This is a genomic window from Mycobacterium sp. Marseille-P9652, from assembly GCF_902652685.1.
Lineage (GTDB): Bacteria > Actinomycetota > Actinomycetes > Mycobacteriales > Mycobacteriaceae > Mycobacterium.
The window spans coordinates 14581-35773 of sequence record NZ_CACRUY010000022.1; the positions used below are offsets into that span (position 1 = coordinate 14581).

At 68.7% G+C, this 21193-nt stretch carries 23 protein-coding genes and 3 tRNA genes; 12 read left to right on the forward strand and 14 right to left on the reverse strand.

Going from position 1 to position 21193, the window contains the following annotated elements; all coding sequences use genetic code 11:
• Positions 1 to 618 carry a DUF7158 domain-containing protein gene (locus tag GPY60_RS13640; RefSeq protein WP_156688213.1) on the reverse strand — a complete coding sequence of 206 codons (618 nt, stop codon included), beginning with the start codon at positions 616 to 618 and terminating at the stop codon, positions 1 to 3.
• Positions 615 to 4784 carry an NEW3 domain-containing protein gene (locus tag GPY60_RS13645; protein ID WP_156688214.1) on the reverse strand — a complete coding sequence of 1390 codons (4170 nt, stop codon included), beginning with the start codon at positions 4782 to 4784 and terminating at the stop codon, positions 615 to 617. Before GPY60_RS13645 ends, GPY60_RS13640 begins: the two co-directional genes overlap by 4 nt.
• Positions 4785 to 4822: 38 nt before the next feature.
• Between GPY60_RS13645 and GPY60_RS13650 the strand changes: the two genes are divergently transcribed.
• The 9 genes from GPY60_RS13650 to GPY60_RS13690 all read left to right on the forward strand — a co-directional run bounded on the left by GPY60_RS13650 (position 4823) and on the right by GPY60_RS13690 (position 13612).
• On the forward strand, positions 4823 to 5416 hold the full coding sequence (locus GPY60_RS13650) for a DinB family protein (RefSeq protein ID WP_156688215.1): 594 nt from the start codon (positions 4823 to 4825) through the stop codon (positions 5414 to 5416).
• Positions 5417 to 5561: 145 nt separating this feature from the next.
• Positions 5562 to 6908 carry an ABC1 kinase family protein gene (locus GPY60_RS13655; RefSeq protein WP_156688216.1) on the forward strand — a complete coding sequence of 449 codons (1347 nt, stop codon included), beginning with the start codon at positions 5562 to 5564 and terminating at the stop codon, positions 6906 to 6908.
• Positions 6908 to 7825 (forward strand): alpha/beta fold hydrolase, encoded by a 918-nt coding sequence (locus GPY60_RS13660; RefSeq protein ID WP_156688217.1) that lies wholly within the window; start codon positions 6908 to 6910, stop codon positions 7823 to 7825. Before GPY60_RS13655 ends, GPY60_RS13660 begins: the two co-directional genes overlap by 1 nt.
• A gap of 91 nt (positions 7826 to 7916) precedes the next feature.
• The gene (gene mmaA1 / locus GPY60_RS13665) at positions 7917 to 8777 is read left to right on the forward strand and encodes a mycolic acid methyltransferase MmaA1 (RefSeq protein WP_156688218.1); all 861 of its coding nucleotides are present in this window, start codon (positions 7917 to 7919) and stop codon (positions 8775 to 8777) included.
• 9 nt (positions 8778 to 8786) lie between these two features.
• Positions 8787 to 9650 carry a cyclopropane mycolic acid synthase MmaA2 gene (gene mmaA2, locus GPY60_RS13670; RefSeq protein WP_156688219.1) on the forward strand — a complete coding sequence of 288 codons (864 nt, stop codon included), beginning with the start codon at positions 8787 to 8789 and terminating at the stop codon, positions 9648 to 9650.
• A 100-nt stretch (positions 9651 to 9750) separates the two neighbouring features.
• Positions 9751 to 10632, forward strand: coding sequence for a methoxy mycolic acid synthase MmaA3 (gene mmaA3 / locus GPY60_RS13675; RefSeq protein WP_156688220.1), 882 nt, complete (start codon positions 9751 to 9753; stop codon positions 10630 to 10632).
• A gap of 73 nt (positions 10633 to 10705) precedes the next feature.
• On the forward strand, positions 10706 to 11605 hold the full coding sequence (mmaA4, locus tag GPY60_RS13680; protein ID WP_156688221.1) for a hydroxymycolate synthase MmaA4: 900 nt from the start codon (positions 10706 to 10708) through the stop codon (positions 11603 to 11605).
• An 84-nt stretch (positions 11606 to 11689) separates the two neighbouring features.
• On the forward strand, positions 11690 to 12385 hold the full coding sequence (locus GPY60_RS13685; RefSeq protein ID WP_156688222.1) for a YciI family protein: 696 nt from the start codon (positions 11690 to 11692) through the stop codon (positions 12383 to 12385).
• Positions 12386 to 12394: 9 nt separating this feature from the next.
• Positions 12395 to 13612: an RNA polymerase sigma factor gene (locus GPY60_RS13690; RefSeq protein WP_156688223.1), complete on the forward strand. Its 1218-nt coding sequence runs from the start codon at positions 12395 to 12397 to the stop codon at positions 13610 to 13612.
• A 75-nt stretch (positions 13613 to 13687) separates the two neighbouring features.
• Here GPY60_RS13690 and rplA read toward each other — a convergent pair whose 3' ends face one another.
• The 12 genes from rplA to GPY60_RS13750 form a co-directional block, all read right to left on the reverse strand.
• On the reverse strand, positions 13688 to 14395 hold the full coding sequence (gene rplA, locus GPY60_RS13695) for a 50S ribosomal protein L1 (RefSeq protein ID WP_156688224.1): 708 nt from the start codon (positions 14393 to 14395) through the stop codon (positions 13688 to 13690).
• Between the two features lie 70 nt (positions 14396 to 14465).
• Complete coding sequence (gene rplK / locus GPY60_RS13700; protein ID WP_068087268.1) at positions 14466 to 14894, reverse strand: 50S ribosomal protein L11; 429 nt, start codon at positions 14892 to 14894, stop codon at positions 14466 to 14468.
• 33 nt (positions 14895 to 14927) lie between these two features.
• Complete coding sequence (gene nusG, locus GPY60_RS13705; RefSeq protein ID WP_156688225.1) at positions 14928 to 15728, reverse strand: transcription termination/antitermination protein NusG; 801 nt, start codon at positions 15726 to 15728, stop codon at positions 14928 to 14930.
• A 28-nt stretch (positions 15729 to 15756) separates the two neighbouring features.
• On the reverse strand, positions 15757 to 16248 hold the full coding sequence (gene secE / locus GPY60_RS13710; RefSeq protein WP_156688226.1) for a preprotein translocase subunit SecE: 492 nt from the start codon (positions 16246 to 16248) through the stop codon (positions 15757 to 15759).
• Between the two features lie 115 nt (positions 16249 to 16363).
• A tRNA-Trp gene (locus GPY60_RS13715) sits at positions 16364 to 16436 on the reverse strand.
• A 145-nt stretch (positions 16437 to 16581) separates the two neighbouring features.
• On the reverse strand, positions 16582 to 17079 hold the full coding sequence (gene hadC, locus GPY60_RS13720; RefSeq protein ID WP_156688227.1) for a (3R)-hydroxyacyl-ACP dehydratase subunit HadC: 498 nt from the start codon (positions 17077 to 17079) through the stop codon (positions 16582 to 16584).
• A gap of 3 nt (positions 17080 to 17082) precedes the next feature.
• The gene (gene hadB / locus GPY60_RS13725) at positions 17083 to 17511 is read right to left on the reverse strand and encodes a (3R)-hydroxyacyl-ACP dehydratase subunit HadB (RefSeq protein WP_156688228.1); all 429 of its coding nucleotides are present in this window, start codon (positions 17509 to 17511) and stop codon (positions 17083 to 17085) included.
• On the reverse strand, positions 17498 to 17950 hold the full coding sequence (hadA, locus tag GPY60_RS13730) for a (3R)-hydroxyacyl-ACP dehydratase subunit HadA (protein ID WP_370462722.1): 453 nt from the start codon (positions 17948 to 17950) through the stop codon (positions 17498 to 17500). The genes hadB and hadA overlap by 14 nt, the downstream gene beginning before the upstream one ends.
• 72 nt (positions 17951 to 18022) lie before the next feature.
• Positions 18023 to 18190, reverse strand: coding sequence for a 50S ribosomal protein L33 (gene rpmG / locus GPY60_RS13735; RefSeq protein ID WP_003898538.1), 168 nt, complete (start codon positions 18188 to 18190; stop codon positions 18023 to 18025).
• Between the two features lie 46 nt (positions 18191 to 18236).
• Positions 18237 to 18310, reverse strand: a tRNA-Met gene (locus GPY60_RS13740).
• 32 nt (positions 18311 to 18342) lie between these two features.
• Positions 18343 to 18415 (reverse strand) — tRNA-Thr (locus GPY60_RS13745).
• A 103-nt stretch (positions 18416 to 18518) separates the two neighbouring features.
• Positions 18519 to 18716 (reverse strand): type II toxin-antitoxin system VapB family antitoxin, encoded by a 198-nt coding sequence (locus GPY60_RS13750; RefSeq protein WP_156688230.1) that lies wholly within the window; start codon positions 18714 to 18716, stop codon positions 18519 to 18521.
• 81 nt (positions 18717 to 18797) lie between these two features.
• Here GPY60_RS13750 and GPY60_RS13755 point away from each other — a divergent pair, with 81 nt between their 5' ends.
• From GPY60_RS13755 to GPY60_RS13765, 3 genes are read left to right on the forward strand one after another with little or no spacing between them, the layout of a single operon-like run.
• Positions 18798 to 19511 carry an MBL fold metallo-hydrolase gene (locus GPY60_RS13755; RefSeq protein WP_156688231.1) on the forward strand — a complete coding sequence of 238 codons (714 nt, stop codon included), beginning with the start codon at positions 18798 to 18800 and terminating at the stop codon, positions 19509 to 19511.
• Between the two features lie 60 nt (positions 19512 to 19571).
• On the forward strand, positions 19572 to 20405 hold the full coding sequence (locus tag GPY60_RS13760) for a hypothetical protein (RefSeq protein WP_156688264.1): 834 nt from the start codon (positions 19572 to 19574) through the stop codon (positions 20403 to 20405).
• A gap of 46 nt (positions 20406 to 20451) precedes the next feature.
• Positions 20452 to 21147: a crotonase/enoyl-CoA hydratase family protein gene (locus tag GPY60_RS13765; protein ID WP_156688232.1), complete on the forward strand. Its 696-nt coding sequence runs from the start codon at positions 20452 to 20454 to the stop codon at positions 21145 to 21147.
• The last annotated feature ends 46 nt before the right edge of the window (positions 21148 to 21193 follow it).

Genomic DNA, 21193 nt, shown 5'->3' on the forward strand with positions numbered 1-21193 from the left:
TCAGTGCCGGTGGGTGTTGTCGGGCTGGCGCGGGTCACCGGGATGCTCATAGCCGGGGGCCAGGCGGACCAGCGCGGCGCGGCGCTCGTCCAGCCACACCCGGAAGGCCCGCCGGCGCGCGGCGCCGAGCAGGTCGCGGGCGATCGCCGCGCGGACCTCGGTCAGCGGTGGCACCACGGGCGACGGGGCGCGCCAGCCGTGCGGGCCGGGGCACGCGGTGGCGAAGCGCAGCGGGTTGCGGGCGTGGTAGTCGGCCAGGTCGTCGTCGCTGACCCGCACCCCGGAGGTGACGTCGGCGAACACCGCCCGCGCCCGGGGATCGGCCAGCGCGGCCGCGGCGACACTGCCGATCTCCAACCGGGCCGTCGCATCGGGCAGCAGTTCTTCCTCGGCCGGGGCGCCCGCGGCGGTGACCCCGCGCGCGTCGGCCTCGGCGGCGATCACCCGCTCGGTGACGAGCAGCTGGGTGAGCCAGCGGCGCAGTTGGCGACCTTCGCTGGTGCCGCGCGCGGGGAGCGCGGCGGCGGCCGGCCCGGAGCGCAGGTGCGCCTCGGCCGCGTCGACCTCGCCGACGGCGACGGCGCCGCCTGCGACGGTCGCCACCCATTCGTCGGTCATGTCACCGTCACCCGCACCGCCGGCGAATAGATCAGGCGGCCCGCGCAGCCCACCCTGACCAGCGCCCACCACTGGCCGGGCCGAAGCCCCGCCGGCGGGGTGACATCGAAGGCGATCCCGACGCTGCCGCGGGCGGGCAGGACCGCGCCGAGCGCCGCCGGACCCATCCACTCCCACGTCCCCCAAGGACCGATGAGGTGCGCCTCCAGCGCCAGCTCTGCCCCGGCGTGGCTGCCGACCGTGACGGTCAGCGCGGCCGTGTCGCCGGCGGCCACTTTGACGTCGGCGGGGCCGTCGACGAGGTGGATCAGCGGTCCGGGGTCGGCCCGCGCGCCGCCGAGCGTCACCACGCACACGTCCTCGACCGCCTGACGCCACGCGCCCGGGATCTCTCCGTCGAGGGTGAGCCGGGCGCGCACCGGATACGGCCCGGGCCGCCCGCCCGCGGGGATGGACACCGCCACGCCTGCCTCCCGGTGATCGCCGCCGCACAGCGCGAACGGCAGCTCGGCGGGCGTGGCCGACCAGCCCTCCGGACACACCACCGTCACCGTGCCGTGCAGCGTGGCGTCGCTGCAGTCGCTGGCGACGGTGAGGCGCACCAGCACCTCGCCGCCCGGCTCGCCGGGCAGCGACGCCGGATGCAGATGCGCGACGGCCGGCAGGCCGCCCAGGGGCGCCGGGCCGCGGTTGTGCAGCCAATACCGCGCGTAGAGCGGTTGCGCAGCCTCGGCCTCCGGGGCCAAAAGCACGGGTTTGGTTGCCGGCGTTGGGATTTCGAGGCGGGCCAGCACGGTGGCCACCTGGTAGCCGTGCAGGCCGACCTCGCTCACATGCTCCCCGGGCTCCTCCAGCAGGCCCGCGGACCGCAGGTCGCGGACGGCGCCGAGGTTCGAGCCGACGCGGACGCGCGTCGCGCTCCCAGCCGTCTCCACCAGCCGCAGGGCGACCGCGTCCGGCCTGACGGGGCGGGCGCTGCCGCGCGCGAGCGGGTTCCCCGCCGCCTTCAGCGCCGCCAGCTGCACCGGGCCGGCGGGGTCGACGCGCAGCAGCGACCCGGCGGACGGCAACCGGCCCCGGCGTTCCCCGGCGACTTCGGCCAGCAGCGGGTGGGCGAATTGCGCGCTGCGGGCGGGGATTTCGGCTCGCCGCCAGTCACCGGCCCCGCACACGAGCGCGTAGTCGAAGTCGTGGGTCCAGTGCTGGAGCTGGAAGTTCGACCCGTCGGGCGCCGTGCGGCGGGGGTCGTCGATCCAGATGCCCGACGGCCAGCCCGTGCACGACCGCATGAGCGACGAGTGCAGGGTGCCCCCGGTGTCGACGGCGAAGCCGGGCACGCCGCGGTTGAGCAACGCGACCGTCCGCCCGTCGAACGGGTCGGTGCCCGCCGGCGCCCGCTGCTCGACGGTGATCTCGGCGTCGCGCAGGTCGTCGACCGCCGACGCGATCGCGGCGCGCAGGCTCTCGTCGTCCCTGCCGTCGATCACCAGCACCGGGAGGGCGCGGGGCGCGCGCAGGTCGGCACCGGGCACCCACACGGCCGCCAGCGGCGCCTCGGCCGGCACCCAGACCCGCGCGCGGCCCGTCGCGGCCAGCTGGCGGTGGAGCTCGGCGGCGTACTCCGGATCGGCCTGCGCCAGAACGGTTTCGGCGAATGGATTGCGGGCCGGGCCGCCCAGCACGATCCGTGCGTCGGGCAGGTTGGAGTCGACGTCGAGGTGCCCGTAGCGCGGGCCGCGCGCGTCGCTGCAGGTGGCCGTCACACCGGCGCGCACCAGCGCGACCATCAGCTCGCGCGCCAGCGGCCCCGATGTCGCCTCGTCCGGCGCCACCACCTCGGCCACCGACACCGCGCGCACGGTGTCACCGATGCGCACCCGCGCGGCCGACGACAGCCCGAACCAGCCGTAGGCCGGGTTGTCCAGCGTCCACAGGTGCCGCGCGGCGTCGACCGACCGGTCGCCGTCATGCAGCAGGGCGAAACCGCGACCGATGACGGCGTCGCCCACCTCGCTGACTGGCATGGCGCCGACGACCGGGCACGGCCAGCGCAGGCGGACCAGCCGATCGGCGCCGCTGAACTCGTCGATCGTGGTGCGGCAGTCCAGCCGCGCCACCCCGCGCCAAAGGGTGAGGGTCTGGGTGTAGCGCAGCAGCCCGCCGATCCGGCCCTGCACCACCAGCCGCTCGCCGATGGGGCAGCGGTAGGCCCGCACCCGTGCGGGCGATTCCGACGAGAACACCACCGGTCCGCGGGGCAGCAGGTGCCACGGCCCCTCCCCCTGCGTCGGATGCGACGGGTACTCCTCGTAGACGGCCAGCTCGTTGCCGACGCGCCCCGCGGCGATCAGCTCGCGGCCGTCGTGTGTGAGCGACGCGACCCCGCCGCCGCGGGCTGGATCGGCCGTCAGCCGGTAATGCGCGTTGGCGATGTCGTTGCCGGGCAACGCTTCCCAGCCGCAAGGCTCTTTCGCGGCGACCAGCCGGTAGGCCCGCCAGCCCAGTGACGGCACGTCGCGCGCCAGCCAGGTGACCGACCGTCCGTCGTGCTCGACGAGCGCGGGCACCTCGCCGCCGTCGGTGTCCACGACCCGCACCCCGGCGCCGATGGGCCGGTCGAACCGCGCGGTGACGACGTCGGCGCGCCGCTGCGCCAACGGGTTCCACACCACCACGTCGCCGGTCGCCGCATCGACGGCGCCCGACAGAAGGGCCAGCGCGTTGTCCCGGGCGGCGCGGCCTAGCTCCCACGCGTCGCGCCAGCCGGTCAGCAGGTCGAGGTAGACCTGGTCGGACTCCGAGCCGGTGATCGCGTCGTGGTGCGCCCCGTAGGCCAGCTGCACCCACGCCTTGGCCAGCGCCGCCGCCGGGTAGTCGGCGCCGCACAGCAGCCCGGCGAACACGGCGAAGCGTTCGGCCTCCAGGACCGCGTTCTCGGCGGCGCGGTTGGCCTGCTTGGTGTCGATGTAGGACACGTCCTTGCCCGTGTAGATCGGGTTCATGTCGCGGGTCTGCGGCGACGGCTGCTGTCCCCGCCCGGCCAGCTCGGCGCGCACGGCGGCGAAGAACTCCCTGGGCAGCGCGCACACGAATCGCGGCCAGGTGTAGCGGGAGCCCCAGTCCCGGTGGATCTCGGTGACCCACTTGTTCGGCGGGGTGTAGTCGGTGCCGACCGGCAACAACACGTTGCGCGTCAGCGCGACCGGTTTGAGTTGCTCGAACAGCGCGCAGGTGGCCTCCTCGGCCTCCTGGAGCGTGGCCGACGAGTCCATCCACCAGCCCGCCGAATAGTGCGCGGGCATGTAGTGCGTGAGCAGCCCGCGGCCCGACGGCGAGATCCACTCGAACTCGCTGCTGAACTGCATGTTCTCGACGCCGCCGCTGTGCGCCGGGCCCCACTGGTGGTGCGGGCCGCGGGCCCACGAACTCGACGTCAGCCCGGCGTCGGCCGCCATCCCCGGGAATTGCGGATCGTGACCGAACACGTCGAGCAGCCAGGCCGTGGCGGGGTCCGCGCCGAGGATGTGACGCTGGAAACCCATGCCGTGCACCAGGTTCCGGATAGTCGTCTCCGGGCTGGTGAGGTTGGTGTTGGGCTCGTTGTACGTGCCGCCCATGATCTCGACGCGGCCCTCGGCCAGGAAGCGGCGCAGGTCGGCACGGTCCTCGGGCCGGGTGTCCCAGTACGGCTTGAGGTAGTCGACCTCGGCGAGCACGAACTTGTAGTCGCGGTCGCGTCGGGCCAACTCCAGGTGCGCGTGCACCAACTCGAAGCCGTTGGTCTGCCGGGCCCGGCCGGGCGGGTCTTCGGTCCACTGGCTGGTGTACGCGCCCTGGGTGTTCCACCACACCGGGTCGTAGTGGAAGTGGCTGACCATGAACATCGTCCACCCGGGCTCGGCGACGGTGAACTCGAACTCGATCACCGCGCCCGCGGCGTCGACGCGCGCGGCCCGGCGCGCCCCGACCACCGGATCGCGCACCGTGACGGGGACCTCGACCACCTCGTCCCCGGGACGGGCGAGCGCCTCCCCGCTCAGGCCGTCGCCGCCGACGCGGACCGGCGTCGGCTTCGCACACCCCGAGACGGCGATGCGCGCGACCTGCAGCGGCGCTTCCGGCGGCCCGACGAACAGCTGCGTCGACCTGCCCGAAATCAGCTGCATGCCCGCACCTTACGGCGGTCACGTTCTAGGATCACGCCATGCCCGCCCTCGCCCCGCCCGTTGCCGACGAACGCAGCGCCCTGCGGGAATACCTGGCCTACCACCAGAGCGCGTATTTCGCCGTCTCCTATGGCCTTTCGGACGAACAGGCACGGTCGGCCCCGTCGGTCAGCGCCCTGTCGGTCGGCGGGCTGATCAAGCACGTCACCGCCATGCAGCGCAGCTGGATGGGACGCGTCGCCGCCGCGCCCGACGCCCCGCCGAAGGACCCCCGACCGTTCGAAGAGCTCACGCAGGAGTTCGCCGAACAGCACGTGATGCGGCCCGACGAGACGCTCGACGGGCTGCTGCACGCCTTCGCGGCCCAGAACGCCGAGTCGCTGCGCCTGGTGGAGACCGCCGACCTCGACACCCCCGTGCCCGTTCCGCAGGACATCCCGTGGTTTCCCAAGAACCAGAAGGCGTGGTCGGTGCGCTGGGTGATCCTGCACGTGATCAACGAGCTGGCCCGGCACGCCGGTCACGCCGACATCGTCCGCGAAACCATCGACGGCGCCACCATGTACGAGCTGATCGCCGGCCTGGAAGGCTGGGAGATCGAAGGCTGGGTCAAGCCCTGGCGGAAGCCCTGAGCAATCCCGGTCGCCGAACGTGTAACCACGGCGAACTTTCGGCCGTATTTTCGCCGTGAATGCACGCTCGGCGGTGGTCCGGCGCACGTGACCGCGGTCACAGCGAATTGGGAGTTGGCAGCCCGAATTTGGCAGACTTGCACAAATGAGCGCTAACAAGCACCGCGACGGGGCCAAGCTGGACCGGGTGCCGTTGCCCATCGAAGCCGCGCGGGTCGCGGTCACCGGCTGGCAGGTCACCCGCACCGCCGCCCGCATCGCCGGCAAGCTGCCGGCCAAGGGACCGTGGCAGCAGAAGGTCATCAAGCAGCTCCCGCAGACGTTCGCCGACCTCGGACCCACCTACGTCAAGTTCGGGCAGATCATCGCGTCGAGCCCCGGCGCGTTCGGCGAGTCGCTGTCCCGCGAGTTCCGCGGCCTGCTCGACCGGGTGCCGCCCGCCGACTCGAAAGAGGTGCACAAGCTCTTCGTCGAGGAGCTGGGGGGCGACCCGTCCGAGCTGTTCGCCAAGTGGGACGAGACGCCGTTCGCGTCGGCCTCCATCGCCCAGGTGCACTACGCGACCCTGCACACCGGCGAGGACGTCGTCGTCAAGATTCAGCGCCCCGGGATCCGCCGCCGGGTCGCCGCCGACCTGCAGATCCTCAAGCGCTTCGCCCAGGCCGTGGAGCTGGCCAAGCTCGGTCGCCGCCTGTCGGCGCAGGACGTGGTCGCCGACTTCGCCGACAACCTCGCCGAGGAGCTCGACTTCCGGCTCGAGGCGCAGTCCATGGAGGCGTGGGTCTCGCACCTGCACGCCTCCCCGCTGGGCAAGAACATCCGGGTGCCGCAGGTGCACTGGAACTTCACGAGCGGAAGCGTGCTGACGATGGAACGCGTGCACGGCATCCGCATCGACGACGTGGCCGCCATCCGCAAGGCCGGGTTCGACGGGACCGAGCTGGTGAAGGCCCTGCTGTTCAGCCTCTTCGAGGGCGGCCTGCGGCACGGCCTGTTCCACGGCGACCTGCACGCCGGCAACCTCTACGTCGACGAACGGGGCCGGATCGTGTTCTTCGACTTCGGGATCATGGGCCGCATCGACCCGCGCACCCGCTGGCTGCTGCGCGAGCTGGTGTACGCGCTGCTGGTCAAGAAGGACCACGCCTCGGCCGGCAAGATCGTCGTGCTCATGGGCGCGGTCGGCACCATGAAGCCCGAGGCGCAGGCCGCCAAGGACCTCGAGAAGTTCGCCACGCCCCTCACCATGCAGACGCTCGGCGACATGTCATACGCCGACATCGGCCGGCAGCTGTCGGCCCTCGCCGACGCCTACGACGTGAAGCTGCCCCGCGAGCTGGTGCTGATCGGCAAGCAGTTCCTCTACGTCGAGCGGTACATGAAGCTGCTGGCGCCGCGCTGGCAGATGATGTCGGACCCGCAACTGACCGGGTACTTCGCCAACTTCATGGTCGAGGTCAGCCGCGAGCACAGCTCCGACGTGGAGGTTTAGTGGAGGTCCGCACGGGCACCGCCACGGTGGCGCATCCCGACGGGGACCTCACGCTCTATTACGAGGACATGGGCGACGTCGGCGACCCCGCCGTCCTGCTGATCATGGGCCTGGGCGCGCAGTTGTTGTTGTGGCGCACCGGGTTCTGCGAGAAGCTCGTCGCCCAAGGCCTGCGGGTGATCCGCTACGACAACCGCGACGTCGGCCTGTCCAGCAAGACACCGCGGCCGGCCGGGGGGCAGCCGGTGGTGCCGCGGCTGCTGCGGTTCTGGGTCGGCCTGCCGAGCGAGGCGCCCTACGCGCTGGAGGACCTGGCCGACGACGCCGCCGCCCTGCTGGACCACCTCGGCATCGAGCGCGCCCACATCGTCGGCGCCTCGATGGGCGGCATGATCGCGCAGGTCTTCGCCGGGCGATTCCCCGGGCGGACCAGGTCGCTGGCCGTCATCTTCTCCAGCAACAACCGGCGCTTCCTGCCGCCGCCCGCGCCGCGGGCGCTGTGGGCGGTTCTCAAAGGGCCGCCGCCGAGTTCGCCGCGCGAGGTGATCATCGACAACGTTGTGCGGGTCACCGCGATCACCGGCAGCCCGCGCTACCGCATGACCGACGAGCAGGTGCGCGCCGACGCCGCCGAGGGGTATGACCGCAGCTACTACCCGTGGGGCGTCGCCCGCCATTTCAACGCGATCATGGCCAGCGGCAGCCTCGTTGGATACAACAGGCGCACCGTCGCGCCCACCGTCGTGATCCACGGGAGGGCCGACAAGCTGATGCGCCCGTTCGGCGGCCGCGCCATTGCGCGCGCGATCGACGGCGCTCGACTAGTCTTGTTCGACGGTATGGGCCACGACCTGCCGCAGCAATTATGGGATCGGCTGATCAGCGTGCTTTCGAGCAATTTCGCCGAGGCCGGCTGAGGCACGGACCGTCGGCGCTTTAGGGTTGCCCTGTGAATTTCACGAACGGCTCACGGGGTTGTACGGTTTGCGCGGAGAGGATTGCTCAAGAATGGCTGAGCTGACACCGTATTACGAAGATTCGCAAGCGGCGTACGACATTTCGGACGACTTCTTCGCGCTCTTCCTCGACCCCACCTGGGTCTACACCTGCGCGTACTTCGAGCGCGACGACATGACCCTCGAAGAGGCGCAACTGGCCAAGCTGGACCTAGCGCTGAACAAGCTCGACCTGGAGCCCGGGATGACGCTGCTCGACGTCGGTTGCGGCTGGGGCGGTGCGCTGGTGCGCGCCGTCGAGAAGTACGACGTCAACGTGATCGGGCTGACCCTGTCGCGCAACCATTACGAGCGCAGTAAGGCCAGGCTGGCCGCGACCGGAACCAACCGGCGCGCCGAGGCCCGGCTGCAGGGCTGGGAGGAGTTCGACGAGAAGGTCGACCGGATCGTGTCGTTCGAGGCGTTCGACGCGTTCCACAAGGAGCGCTATCGGTCGTTCTTCGACCGTTCCTACGACATACTCCCGGACGATGGCCGGATGTTGTTGCACAGCCTGTTCACTTACGACCGCCGCTGGTTTTACCAAGAGGGCATCGCCCTGACGATGAGCGACATACGGTTCCTCAAATTCCTCCGCGACTCCATCTTTCCTGGGGGGGAGTGCCCCTCCGAGCCCGATATCGTCGACAACGCGCAAGCCGCCGGGTTCTCGATCGAGCAGATTCAGCTGATGCAGGAGCACTACTCGCGCACCCTGGACATGTGGGCGGCCAACTTGCAGGGCAACCGCGACCGCGCCATCGCCATCCAGTCCGAAGAGGTCTACGACAACTTCATGCACTACCTCACCGGGTGCGCCGAGCGCTTCCGCAGGCGGCTGATCAACGTGGCCCAGTTCACGCTCGTGAAGTGAGCTGACGGCGTGGCCGGGGATCTGACGCCCCACTTCGCCGACGTGCAGGCGCACTACGACCTGTCGGACGATTTCTTCCGACTGTTCCTGGATCCCACCCAGACCTACAGCTGCGCCTACTTCGAGCGCGACGACATGACGCTGGAAGAGGCGCAGCTCGCCAAGATCGACCTGGCCCTCGGGAAGCTGGGCCTGCGGCCCGGCATGACACTGCTCGACGTCGGGTGCGGCTGGGGCGCGACCATGCGGCGCGCCATCGAGCGCTACGACGTCAACGTCGTCGGCCTGACCCTGTCGAAGAACCAGGCCGCCCACGTGCAGAGGTCGTTCGACGCGATGGACACCCCCCGCGCCCGGCGGGTCCTGCTGGCCGGCTGGGAGCAGTTCGACGAGCCCGTCGACCGGATCGTCTCCATCGGCGCGTTCGAGCACTTCGGGCACGAACGCTACGACGACTTCTTCGCCATGGCGTCCAACGCGCTGCCCGCGGACGGGGTCATGCTGTTGCACACCATCACCGGCCTCACCGGGCCGCAGTGCGTCGAGCGGGGCATCCCCCTGACGTTCGAGATGGCCCGTTTCATCAAGTTCATCGTCACGGAGATCTTCCCCGGCGGCCGGCTGCCGTCGATCGAGATGGTGGCGGAGCGATCGGAGAAGGCGGGGTTCCGGTTGACCCGCCGGCAGTCGCTGCAGCCGCACTACGCCCGCACGCTCGACCTGTGGGCACAGGCTCTCGAGGCGCACCGGGACGAGGCCATCGCGGTGCAGTCCGAGGAGGTCTACGAGCGGTATATGAGATACCTCACGGGGTGCGCAAACGCCTTCCGCATCGGCTACATCGACGTGAACCAATTCACGCTGGAGAAATAGCGTCAGCACGCGGCTTTGTACTTAGGGGATGCGGCCCGCCGCGTGTAGGGTGCCGGGGAACGGCATCGAGCAAGCGGGGCCGTCCAGTCTGGAGGACATCATGTTCGAGAATCGGGTGGGGGCCACGCTCAAGCGGTCGAACCTCGACAATGTCCAGGCGCACTACGATCTGTCGAACGAATTCTTCGCGTTGTTCACGGATCCCACGCGCACCTACAGCTGCGCGTACTTCCCGCGCGAGGGCATGACCCTGGAAGAGGCGCAGCTCGCCAAACTCGACCTCTCGCTTGACAAGCTGGGGCTGCAGCCGGGCATGACTCTGCTGGACGTCGGCTGCGGCTGGGGTTCGGTGATGAAGCGGGCCGTGGAGCGCTACGACGTCAACGTCGTGGGCCTGACGCTGTCCAAGAACCAGCACGCCTACTGCCAACAGGTGCTCGACGCCATCGACAGCCCCCGCTCGCGGCGGGTGCTGCTGAGCGACTGGGCCGAGTTCAACGAGCCGGTGGACCGCATCATCGTCATCGAGGCCCTGGAGCACTTCGGTTTCCACCGCTACGACGACTTCTTCAAGTTCACCTACAACGCGATGCCCGACGACGGCGTCATGATGCTGCACTCGATCACCGGGCTGCACGTCAAGCAGGTCATGGAGCGCGGCATCCCGCTGACGATGGAAATGGCCAAGTTCATGAGGTTCATCGTCACCGAGATCTTCCCGGGCGGCCGGCTGCCGATGATCGAGAAAGTGGAGGAGCACGCGACGAAGGTGGGGTTCAAGGTGACCCGCATACAGTCGCTGCAGTCCGACTTCGCCAAGACGCTGGACTTCTGGGCGGAGGCCCTGGCGGCGCACAGGGACGAGGCCATTGCGATCCAGTCCCAAGAGGTCTACGACATGTACATGAAATACCTGACCGGGTGCGCCAAGGTGTTCCGCATGGGTTACGTCGACTGCAACCAATTCACGTTGGAGAAGTGAACTTCGGTATCGTTGCGCGTCGGACAACGTGAAGACAATCGAAGCCGCGCACTCGCGCGCAAGCAGGAGAAACATGGCTGAGCAGACCACTAGCCCGGCGAAGACGCGGACGCGCCAGTTCGAAGACATTCAGGCGCACTACGACGTCTCCGACGACTTCTTCGCCCTGTTCCAGGACCCGACCCGGATCTACAGCTGCGCCTACTTCGCTCGCGACGACATGACGCTGGAAGAGGCGCAGTACGCCAAGATCGACCTCAATCTGGACCAGCTGGACCTCAAGCCGGGGATGACCTTGCTGGACATCGGCTGCGGGTGGGGCACGACCATGAAGAGGGCCATCGAACGGTTCGACGTCAACGTCATCGGCCTGACGCTGTCCAAGAACCAGCACGCCCGCTCCGAGCAGGTCCTCGCGGAGGTCGACACCAATCGCTCCCGTTCGGTCCGGCTGCACGGGTGGGAGGACTTCAATGAGCCCGTCGACCGGATCGTGTCGATCGAGGCCTTCGAGCACTTCGGGCACGAGAACTACGACGACTTCTTCAAGCGGTGCTTCGACATCATGCCCGACGACGGCCGGATGACGGTGCAGAGCAGCGTCAGCTATCACCCGTTCGAGATGGCGGCGCGCGGCAAGAAGCTGACCTTCGAGACGGCGCGATTCATCAAGTTCATCGTCACCGAGATCTTCCCGGGCGGTCGGCTGCCGTCCACCGAGATGATGGTCGACCACGGCGTCAAGGCGGGTTTCGTTGTGCCGGAACCCATTTCGCTGCGCCCGCACTACATCAAGACACTGCACATCTGGGGCGACACCCTGGAGTCCAACCGGGAGAAGGCCATCGAGGTCACCTCCGAAGAGGTCTACAACCGCTACATGAAGTACCTGCGGGGCTGCGAGCACTACTTCACCGACGAAATGCTCGACTGCAGCCTGGTGACCTACCTCAAGCCTGGGGCGGCCGCCTAGAGTTGTCGGATTAGCGGCGCGCCGTTCGTCGCATAGGTAGAGAGTGGAGCGCAGGGCTCCGCTCACTACTGGAGGTGACGACTCATGCAGTACTTCGCACTGTTGATCAGCCGGGAGCGGGACCGCGCACCGGAAGACTCCGACACGATGGCCGCCTGGCAGAACTTTCACGCCAAGGCCGGCCCGGCGATCAAATCCGGCGACGCGCTGGCTCCGGCCGCCGCCGCGGCGGTGATCACCGGCGGCCCGGACGCGCCCGTTGTCACCGACGGCCCCTTCCCCGAGGGCGCCGAGGTGGCCTGCGGCTACTACGTGTTCGAAGCGGAGAACCTCGACGAGGCGCTGGCCCTGGCGCGCGACGTGCCGCTGGCCGCGTTCGGGGCGGTGGAGGTCTGGCCCGCCGTGCACTCGATCGAGCTGTCGCGCAAAACCACCGGCAACGACTGGCTGGCGCTGCTGCTGGAGCCGGCCGAGACCGCGCACACGCCCGGCACACCGGAGTGGGACGCGGTGGCGGCCAAGCACGCCGATCTCCACGCGGCCGCGGGCGATCACATCCTCGGCGGCGCCGCGCTGCATGACCGGTCCACCGCCACCACCGTGCGGGTGCGCGACGGCGAGGTCCTGATCACCGACGGGCCCTACGTCGAGGGGGCCGAGATCGCCACGGGGATATACGTCATCGGCGCCGCGGACCGCGACGAGGCGGTGAAGATCGCATCGATGATCCCGGCCTCGACCGTGCAGCTGCGACAGTTGGCCGGCGTCTCCGCCCTGTAGTCATCGCGGATGACCGACCTGGACGGCGTCTTTCGCCGGGAGTGGGGACCGGCCGTCGCCGCGCTCGCGCGGTGGTCGGGCGACCTGACCGTCGCGGAGGACGCCGTCCAGGAGGCCTGTGCCGAGGCGCTGCGCACCTGGCCGCGCGACCGCGTGCCCGACAACCCGGGCGGGTGGCTGGTGACCGTCGCCCGCAACCGCGCCCGGGATCGGCTGCGCCGCGAATCGGTCCGCCCCGGAAAGGAATTGGCGGCGGTGATGGACGACATTCTGGCGCGCACGGATAGCACCGAACCCCATCCGGTGCGCGACGACGAGCTGCGGATGATGTTCACCTGCGCGCACCCGGCGCTCGACCGGCAGTCGCAGCTCGCGCTCACCCTGCGGTTGGTGTCGGGGTTGACCGTCGCGGAGATCGCCCGCGCGCTGCTGCAGAGCGAGGCCGCCGTCGGCCAGCGAATCACCCGGGCCAAGAACAAGATCCGGCACGCCAACATCCCGCTGCGCGTGCCGCCTCCCGGGCTGCTGGCCGAGCGCACCCCGCACGTGCTGGGCTGCGTCTACTCGGTGTTCACCGAGGGCTACTGGTCGACCGCCGGCCCGTCGGCGATCCGCGACGAACTGTGCGACGAAGGCGTCCGGCTGGCCGGCGAGCTGTGCGCCCTGATGCCCGACGAACCGGAGGCGCACGCGCTGGCCGCCCTCGTGCTGCTGCACGACTCGCGGCGGGCGACCCGGGTCGACGACGCCGGGATGCTGGTGCCGCTCGAGGACCAGGACCGCCGCCGGTGGGACCGCGGGCGGATCGCCCGCGGGCTGGACCGGCTGCGACGCGCCGAGGGGTCGACGGGCCCCTACCTCCCGCAGGCCGTGATCGCGGCGCTGCACGCGACCGCGCCGTCGTGGGAGCAGACCGATTGGACCACCATCTGTTCGGCGTACGACCGGCTCGCGGCCCTGACGGACTCGCCGGTAGTGCGCGCGAATCGCGCTCTGGCGGTCGGCTTCCGCGACGGGCCCGCGGCCGGCCTGGCGGCCCTGGACGAGGTGGCCGACGATCCCCGGCTCGCCCGCTCGGGCCTGGTCACGACACTGCGCGCCGACCTGCTGCGGCGCGCGGGGCGGACCGGCGAGGCGGTCGTCTGGTACCGAAAAGCGTTGCAGCACAACGGCTCAGAGCCGAGCAGGGAGTTCCTGCGACGCCGCATCGCCGAGTGCGGCGGGTAGTCCCGCCGAGCGTCGAGTTGTTTGCGCCGAATCGGCCGAAACCGCACAACAAGTCGACGTTCGACCCGGGAAGAGCTACGCCTCCGCGAAGTTGCGGGTGACCGACGGGTCGACCGGGATGCCCGGGCCCGTCGTCGTCGAGACGACGATCTTCTTCAGGTACCGACCCTTGGACGCCGACGGCTTGAGCCGCAGCACCTCGTCGAGCGCGGCGCCGTAGTTCTCGGCCAGGCTCTTCTCGTCGAACGACGCCTTGCCGATGACGAAGTGCAGGTTGGCCTGCTTGTCGACGCGGAAGTTGATCTTGCCGCCCTTGATGTCGGAGACGGCCTTGGCGACGTCGGGCGTGACGGTGCCCGTCTTCGGGTTGGGCATCAGACCCCGCGGGCCGAGCACGCGGGCGATGCGGCCCACCTTCGCCATCTGGTCGGGGGTGGCGATCGCGGCGTCGAAATCGAGGAACCCGCCCTGGATCTTCTCGATCAGGTCGTCACTGCCGACGATGTCGGCGCCGGCGGCCTGCGCCTGCTCGGCCTTGTCGCCCACGGCGAACACCGCGACCCGGGCCGTCTTGCCGGTGCCGTGCGGCAGGTTGACGGTGCCGCGGACCATCTGGTCGGCCTTGCGCGGGTCGACGCCCAGCCGGATCGCCACCTCGACCGTCGCGTCCTGCTTGGCCGACGACGTCTCCTTGGCGAGCTTGGCCGCCTCCAGCGGGGTGTAGAGGTGGTCGCGGTCCACCTTCTCGGCGGCGGCGCGGTATGCCTTGCTGTTCTTGCTCATTCGTTCATCCAATCTCGTGGTTGGTTGTGGTTGACGGGCCGGAGCTGGCCCTCCCACGGGTGTAACAGTTCTATTCGACCGTGATGCCCATCGACCGGGCGGTCCCGGCGATGATCTTGGCGGCGGCGTCGATGTCGTTGGCGTTGAGGTCGGTCTTCTTGGTCTCGGCGATCTCGCGAACCTGATCCCAGGTGACCTTGGCGACCTTGGTCTTGTGCGGCTCGGCCGAGCCCTTGCCCACACCGGCGGCCTTGAGCAGCAGCTTGGCGGCCGGCGGCGTCTTGAGCGCGAACGTGAAGCTGCGGTCCTCGTAGACCGTGATCTCCACCGGGATGACCTGGCCGCGCTGGTTCTCTGTGGCGGCGTTGTACGCCTTGCAGAACTCCATGATGTTCACGCCGTGCTGGCCGAGCGCGGGGCCGACCGGCGGCGCCGGGTTGGCCTGCCCGGCCACGATCTGCAGCTTGATCAGCCCGGCGACCTTCTTCTTCGGGGCCATGAGTTGTGGTTTTCCTTCCTGACTGAGCTTGGGTTAGATCTTCGAGACTTGACCGAACGTCAACTCGACGGGGGTCTCGCGGCCGAAGATCGACACCAGCACCTTGAGCTTCTGCTGTTCGGCGTTGACCTCGCTGATGGTGGCCGGCAGCGTGGCGAACGGCCCGTCCATGACCGTCACCGATTCGCCGACCTCGTAGTCGACCTCGACGGTGGGGCGCTCGAGGCCGCCCACCTCGGCGGCCGCCGCGGTGCTGGCCGCGCCCTTGGCGGCCTTCTTCGCGGCGTTGCGGGGAAGCAGGAACTTCACCACGTCGTCGAGCGTCAGGGCCGACGGCCGCGACGTCGCGCCGACGAACCCGGTGACCCCGGGGGTGTTGCGCACGGCGGCCCACGAGTCGTCGGTGAGGTCCATCCGGACCAGGATGTAGCCGGGCAGCACCTTGCGGTTGACCTGCTTGCGCTGCCCGTTCTTGATCTCGGTGACCTCCTCGGTGGGCACCTCCACCTGGAAGATGTAGTCGCCCACGTCGAGGTTCTGCACGCGGGTCTCGAGGTTGGCCTTCACCTTGTTCTCGTAGCCCGCGTAGGAGTGGATGACGTACCAGTTGCCGGGCTTGCTGCGCAGGTCCGCCTTGAGCGCGGCGGCCGGGTCGACGTCCTCGGCCGGCTCGGCCGGAGCGGCGGCCTCAGGGGCGTCAGTGGCGTCGGTGGCGTCAATGCCCTCGGAGGCGTCCGCGCCCTCGGTGGCCTCAGTGGCGTCAGTGGTCTCGGTGGCGGTCTCCTGCACGTCGACCGCTTCACCCGCGGACGTGTCACCGTCGAAGGTAGTCACGGTTGTCAAAGTCCTCTCTATCTGTCGCTCAGCCGAACACCAGCAGCACGAGCTTGGTCAGGCCGAAGTCCGCCAGGCCGACGAGCGCCACCATGAAGGCGAGGAACACCAGCACCACCGAGGTGTAGGTGAGCATCTGCTTGCGGTTCGGCCAGATGACCTTCCGCATCTCCGCAACCACCTGCTTGAGGTAGTTGTAGACGAACACGAACGGGTTGGCCGGACGGTCGCCGGGCTTGCGGGCTTTCGCCAGCTTCTTGACCGCCTTGCCCTTGGCGCCCTTTTTCCCCTTCTTGGCGCCGGAGTCCTCCTTGGAGGCCTCCTCGGCGACCTCGTCCGGCGACGCCGCGTCGCCGTCGTCCCCGGCGTCGACCGCCCGTTGGCGGGACCGCTTGCCGGTCGGCCGTTGCGGACGCGCCACGGGTTCGGTCACCACGGCCGTCCGACCGCTCGCGCGGTCCTCGTCACCGTCGCCGCCGTCGCGTGCGGCGTCGTTGGCAGCACTGCCCTCGTCGCTCACCGCATGCTCCTCTGTCTGCTACTGTCCCGCGGGATGCCCCGCTGAGACGTCCCTGGGCGGGACATCCTTCCAGTGTCCACCATGGCACGGCCCGGCCGTTAAGCAGGCCTTTCAGCAGGGGCGACAGGACTTGAACCTGCAACCTGCGGTTTTGGAGACCGCTGCTCTGCCAGTTGAGCTACGCCCCTTCGCGGTTGGCAGGCCAACCTGCGCTTACCTGCCGGGGCTCACATGACACGCGCGCTCCCCGTTCCTTCAACTCACGGAAAGCGCGCTGACGCTGGGAAAACCCCGGGGTCCGAGTGTACTCGATTTTTCCCGAGCCCCAGAATCCTACGCCCTGACGACCTGCCCGGACTCCTTGTCCCATTTGAGCCGGGCGGACCCGTCCCCCTGCTGACCCATCAGGGTGGTGAAGGCCTCGAGGACGAGTTCGCCGTCATCGTTGTGGCAGACGTTCTTCGTGACGACGATGTCGGCGCCGAACCGCTCGTTCACCGAGTGGATCTCCATCCGGGCCCACAGCTTGTCGCCGGCGAGGATCGGCTTCTTGAAGACGAACTGCTGGTCGACCTGGACGATCTGCATGGTCTCCATGCCGATGTCGACATGCCGGAAGAAATCGAGCTGGACCAGCTTCGCCAGGATCGAGGCGAACGTCAGCGGCGCAACGATGTTGTCGTGGCCGAGCTCGGCGGCGGCGGTCTCCTCGAAGTGTGCCGGGTGCTCGCACTTGATCGAGCCGGCGAACTGGCGGAGCTGTTCGCGGCCCACGACAAAGTAATCCGGATACCGCCAGACCATGCCGCGGATATCGGTCTTGAGCGCCATCAGCTACGCCAGCTTCGCCGACGCGATTGCCCGCCCGAAGATCTTCTTGCCGCCGGTGGTGGCCGTGAGCGCGATCGTCACCGACTTGCTCTCCGGGTCCACGGACTTCACGCGGCCGCTGAACACCAGCTCGGTGCCCTTGCCGTCGTTGGGCACCGGCACCACGGCGGTGAACCGGACGTTGTACTCGGTCACCGCCCCCGGGTCACCCACCCACGACGTGACATAGCCGCCGCCGATGCCCATGGTCAGCATGCCGTGCGCGATCGCGGTGTCCAGCCCGACCACCTTGGCGATCTCGTCGTCCCAGTGGATGGGGTTCAGGTCACCGGAGACGCCCGCGTAGTTCACCAGGTCACCACGCGTCAGCGGGTACGTCTTCTCCGGCAGCTGGTCGCCCACCTTGACCGAATTGAACTCACGCAGTGGCATGTGAAAATCCCTTTTCTCCGTCGTCTCCCGCACGGCCCGCCAGGGTCGTGTAGGTCTCCTGGACAGTCTCACCGGCTTGGTTGGTGATGATGTTCTTGGTCACGATGATCTGGGTGCCGTGCGCCTCGCGCATCGAGTCCACCCAGACGTCGCAGTACAGCTTGTCACCCGCCACGATTGGCTTCATGAATTTAAGCACCTGATCGACCTGGACGATCTGCTGGTCGGTCACGGCGATGCCGGCGTACTCGAAGAACGCCGACTGGGCTTTGTAGCCGAACACGGAGATGAACGTCAGCGGCGCGGGCAGGCCCGGGTAGCCGAGCTCGGCGGCCGCCTTCTCGTCGAAATGCCAGTCGTCCTTGTTTTGGACGGCGTCCGCGTGCTCGCGGATTTTTTCGCGCTCGACCTCGTAGTGGTCGGGATACCGGTAGTGCATCCCGACGATGCTCTCGGCTAGCGGCACGTCTTCAGAACCTACCTAGTCAATCTCAGTAATGCGTGCGGGTGGCTACCGTGTCTCGCGGTGGGCCTGGTGCTTGCCGCAATTCGGGCAGAACTTCTTCAGCTCCAGCCGGTCGGGGTCGTTGCGGCGATTCTTCTTGGTGATGTAGTTGCGGTGCTTGCACACCTCGCAGGCCAAGGTGATCTTCGGCCGTACGTCGGTACTGGAAGCCATATCGGTCTCTCTCGCGTCTCTCTTTAAAAAACCCGTTGTTGTGTTGTAGCGATGGCCGGACTCGAACCGGCGACCTAACGATTATGAGTCGTTCGCTCTAACCGACTGAGCTACATCGCCTCGTGCGCGCCGCGCCTGCTCGGCGTCCGCCGAGCCCCCTAACGGAATCGAACCGTTGACCTTTTCCTTACCATGGAAACGCTCTACCGACTGAGCTAAGGGGGCCGTTCACCCGAATCGGCAGTGCCGCGGGCCTAAAAGAGGTTACAGCGCGGCGAGCAACGGCACCAAACCACGGCGTCCCGGGGGAACTCCGCCGGTTACCCGATCACTCACCGCCGCGGCGCGGCTCCCAGGCCCGGAGGTCGCTGAATTCGTCGTACTCGGCGTCATCCCCATCATCCGCCACGCCGAGCAGGGTGCGCAACGCGAGATGGACGGCCTCCCGCATGTCGGCCAGATGAAACCGGCTTATCGCCTCGTCGACCAGATCGGTGTCGATCTCAACCTCGACCTTCTTCTTCATGCGCCAACAATACAAAGCGGACCAAGGCGCCCTCGGGGCGTTGCGGGCAGACGTAATGGTGCGACGTCCTAGTCTGGTCAGGTGCCTGAGGACCGGCTGTACTTCCGCCAATTGTTGTCCGGCCGCGATTTCGCCGCCGGCGACATGATCGCGACGCAGATGCGCAACTTCGCCTACCTGATCGGCGACCGGGAGACCGGGGACTGCCTGGTGGTGGACCCCGCCTACGCCGCCGGCGACCTGATCGACACGCTCGAGGCCGACGGCATGCACCTGTCGGGCGTGCTGGTCACCCACCACCACCCCGACCACGTGGGTGGGGAGATGATGGGGTTCGCGCTCAAGGGCCTGGCCGAACTGCTGGACCGGGCGTCCGTGCCGGTGCACGTGAACACCCATGAGGCGCTGTGGGTTTCACGCGTCACCGGGATCGGCATGGGCGACCTCACCACCCACGAGGGCCACGACAAGGTCAACGTCGGCGACATCGAGATCGAGCTGCTGCACACCCCTGGCCACACGCCGGGCAGCCAGTGCTTCCTGCTCGACGGCCGACTGGTCGCCGGCGACACCCTGTTCCTCGAGGGCTGCGGGCGCACCGACTTTCCCGGCGGCGACTCCGACGAGATCTACCGCAGCCTGCAGCGGCTCGCCGCCCTTCCCGGCGACCCGACCGTCTACCCGGGCCATTGGTATTCGGCGGAACCGAGCGCGTCCCTGTCGGAAGTCAAGCGTTCCAATTACGTCTACCGCGCCACCGACCTCAACCAGTGGCGAATGCTGATGGGCGGCTGACAGACGTCGCGGGCAAACAACGCCGAAACCCTGCTGTGATATAAGCGGAGGGTGGATTCGATGGGGTGGATCCAGGACGGCTGGAACGGGGTCACCAATGTTGGATCCAGCACCTGGTTGGCTTGGGCGGCGTGGGCGGCGGTCGCCCTCGGCGTCATCGCGCTGATCGTCACGAATCGCCAGCTCAACCGCCGTCGCCGCCTGGCCGAGGAACAGGCCCGCCCCCACGTCGCGATGCTGATGGAACCGCACCCGGCGGACTGGCACGTCATCGAACTCGTGGTCCGCAATTTCGGGCGCACCGCCGCCTATGACATTCAATTCTCTTTTTCCAATCCGCCGACGGTCGCACAATACGAAAACGCCACGGACGGCTACGCCGACGTGGTCGAGCTGCAACTGCCCCGGGAGCTGCCGGTGCTGGCTCCCGGCCAGGAATGGCGCATGGTGTGGGATTCGGCGCTCGATCGCGCCGAGATCGGCAGCGGGATCGAGTCGCGGTTCACCGGGACCCTCACGTACTACGACCGCCCGCACTCACCGGGCGGGTGGCGGTTCTGGCAGCGCGACCGCGCGCCGATCGAGACCGCGGTGGTGCTCGACTGGGCCGACCTGCCGCCCGTGCAGCGCATCGAGCTGATGACGACGCACGACCTGGCCAAGCGCGAGAAGCAGAAGCTCGAGCTGCTCCGCGGCCTTTTGACCTACTTCCATTACGCCAGCAAGGAGACTCGGCCCGAGGTGTTCCGCGGGGAGATCGAACGCATCAACGGCGCGGTGCGCGAGACTCAGGACCGTTGGCGCACCAGGCAGCTGGAGGCGCCCACGGACGTCAGCGTGCGCTGGGGTGGCGCCGAGAACGATCTCGGCAGGCACCGCAGCCAGCCCGCCTGACGACCGAACCCCGCCTTAGGGAAGAACTGAGTCAAAGGAGCAAACCGTGAGCGGTCCGGTCTCGTACACCCTGAAGGATTCGGTCGCCGTCATCAGGATGGACGACGGCAAGGTCAACGCGCTCGGCCCGACGATGCAGCAGGCCTTGGGCGAGGCGATCGACCGGGCCGAGAGCGACAACGCCGGCGCGCTGGTGATCACGGGCAACGAGCGCGTCTTCAGCGGTGGGTTCGACCTGAAGATCCTGACCTCGGGCGAGGCGCAGCCCGCGATCGACATGCTCAGGGGCGGGTTCGAGCTGGCCTACCGGCTGCTGTCGCACCCGAAGCCGGTGGTGATGGCCTGCACCGGTCACGCGATCGCGATGGGGGCGTTCCTGCTCGCGTCGGGCGACCACCGCGTCGCCGCCCACGCCTACAACATCCAGGCCAACGAGGTCGCAATCGGCATGGTGATCCCCTACGCCGCCCTGGAGATCATGAAGCTGCGGCTGACGCCGTCGGCGTACCAGCAGGCCGCCGGGCTGGCCAAGACGTTCTTCGGCGAGACCGCCCTGGCCGCGGGGTTCGTCGACGAGATCGTGCTGCCCGAGATGGTGGTCAGCCGCGCCGAGGAGGCCGCGCGGGAATTCGCCGGCCTGCGCCAACATGCCCACGCCGCAACCAAGTTGCGCGCCCGCGCCGACGGGCTCAAGGCGATCCGCGCCGGGATCGACGGCATCGAGTCCGAGTTCGGCCTCTAAGGAATATTTATGATCGGGCTTGGAGTTTTCCCCCGCGCGAAGCGGG

What these genes read in the sequence shown, in the direction of transcription:
- GPY60_RS13640 (WP_156688213.1), bottom strand. Translation starts at nt 618, where the DNA reads ATGACCGACGAATGGGTGGCGACCGTCGCAGGCGGCGCCGTCGCCGTC.
- GPY60_RS13645 (WP_156688214.1), bottom strand. Translation starts at nt 4,784, where the DNA reads ATGCAGCTGATTTCGGGCAGGTCGACGCAGCTGTTCGTCGGGCCGCCG.
- GPY60_RS13650 (WP_156688215.1), top strand. Translation starts at nt 4,823, where the DNA reads ATGCCCGCCCTCGCCCCGCCCGTTGCCGACGAACGCAGCGCCCTGCGG.
- GPY60_RS13655 (WP_156688216.1), top strand. Translation starts at nt 5,562, where the DNA reads ATGAGCGCTAACAAGCACCGCGACGGGGCCAAGCTGGACCGGGTGCCG.
- mmaA1 (WP_156688218.1), top strand. Translation starts at nt 7,917, where the DNA reads ATGGCTGAGCTGACACCGTATTACGAAGATTCGCAAGCGGCGTACGAC.
- mmaA3 (WP_156688220.1), top strand. Translation starts at nt 9,751, where the DNA reads ATGTTCGAGAATCGGGTGGGGGCCACGCTCAAGCGGTCGAACCTCGAC.
- mmaA4 (WP_156688221.1), top strand. Translation starts at nt 10,706, where the DNA reads ATGGCTGAGCAGACCACTAGCCCGGCGAAGACGCGGACGCGCCAGTTC.
- GPY60_RS13685 (WP_156688222.1), top strand. Translation starts at nt 11,690, where the DNA reads ATGCAGTACTTCGCACTGTTGATCAGCCGGGAGCGGGACCGCGCACCG.
- GPY60_RS13690 (WP_156688223.1), top strand. Translation starts at nt 12,395, where the DNA reads ATGACCGACCTGGACGGCGTCTTTCGCCGGGAGTGGGGACCGGCCGTC.
- rplA (WP_156688224.1), bottom strand. Translation starts at nt 14,395, where the DNA reads ATGAGCAAGAACAGCAAGGCATACCGCGCCGCCGCCGAGAAGGTGGAC.
- rplK (WP_068087268.1), bottom strand. Translation starts at nt 14,894, where the DNA reads ATGGCCCCGAAGAAGAAGGTCGCCGGGCTGATCAAGCTGCAGATCGTG.
- hadC (WP_156688227.1), bottom strand. Translation starts at nt 17,079, where the DNA reads ATGGCGCTCAAGACCGATATCCGCGGCATGGTCTGGCGGTATCCGGAT.
- hadB (WP_156688228.1), bottom strand. Translation starts at nt 17,511, where the DNA reads ATGCCACTGCGTGAGTTCAATTCGGTCAAGGTGGGCGACCAGCTGCCG.
- hadA (WP_370462722.1), bottom strand. Translation starts at nt 17,950, where the DNA reads ATGCACTACCGGTATCCCGACCACTACGAGGTCGAGCGCGAAAAAATC.
- rpmG (WP_003898538.1), bottom strand. Translation starts at nt 18,190, where the DNA reads ATGGCTTCCAGTACCGACGTACGGCCGAAGATCACCTTGGCCTGCGAG.
- GPY60_RS13750 (WP_156688230.1), bottom strand. Translation starts at nt 18,716, where the DNA reads ATGAAGAAGAAGGTCGAGGTTGAGATCGACACCGATCTGGTCGACGAG.
- GPY60_RS13760 (WP_156688264.1), top strand. Translation starts at nt 19,572, where the DNA reads ATGGGGTGGATCCAGGACGGCTGGAACGGGGTCACCAATGTTGGATCC.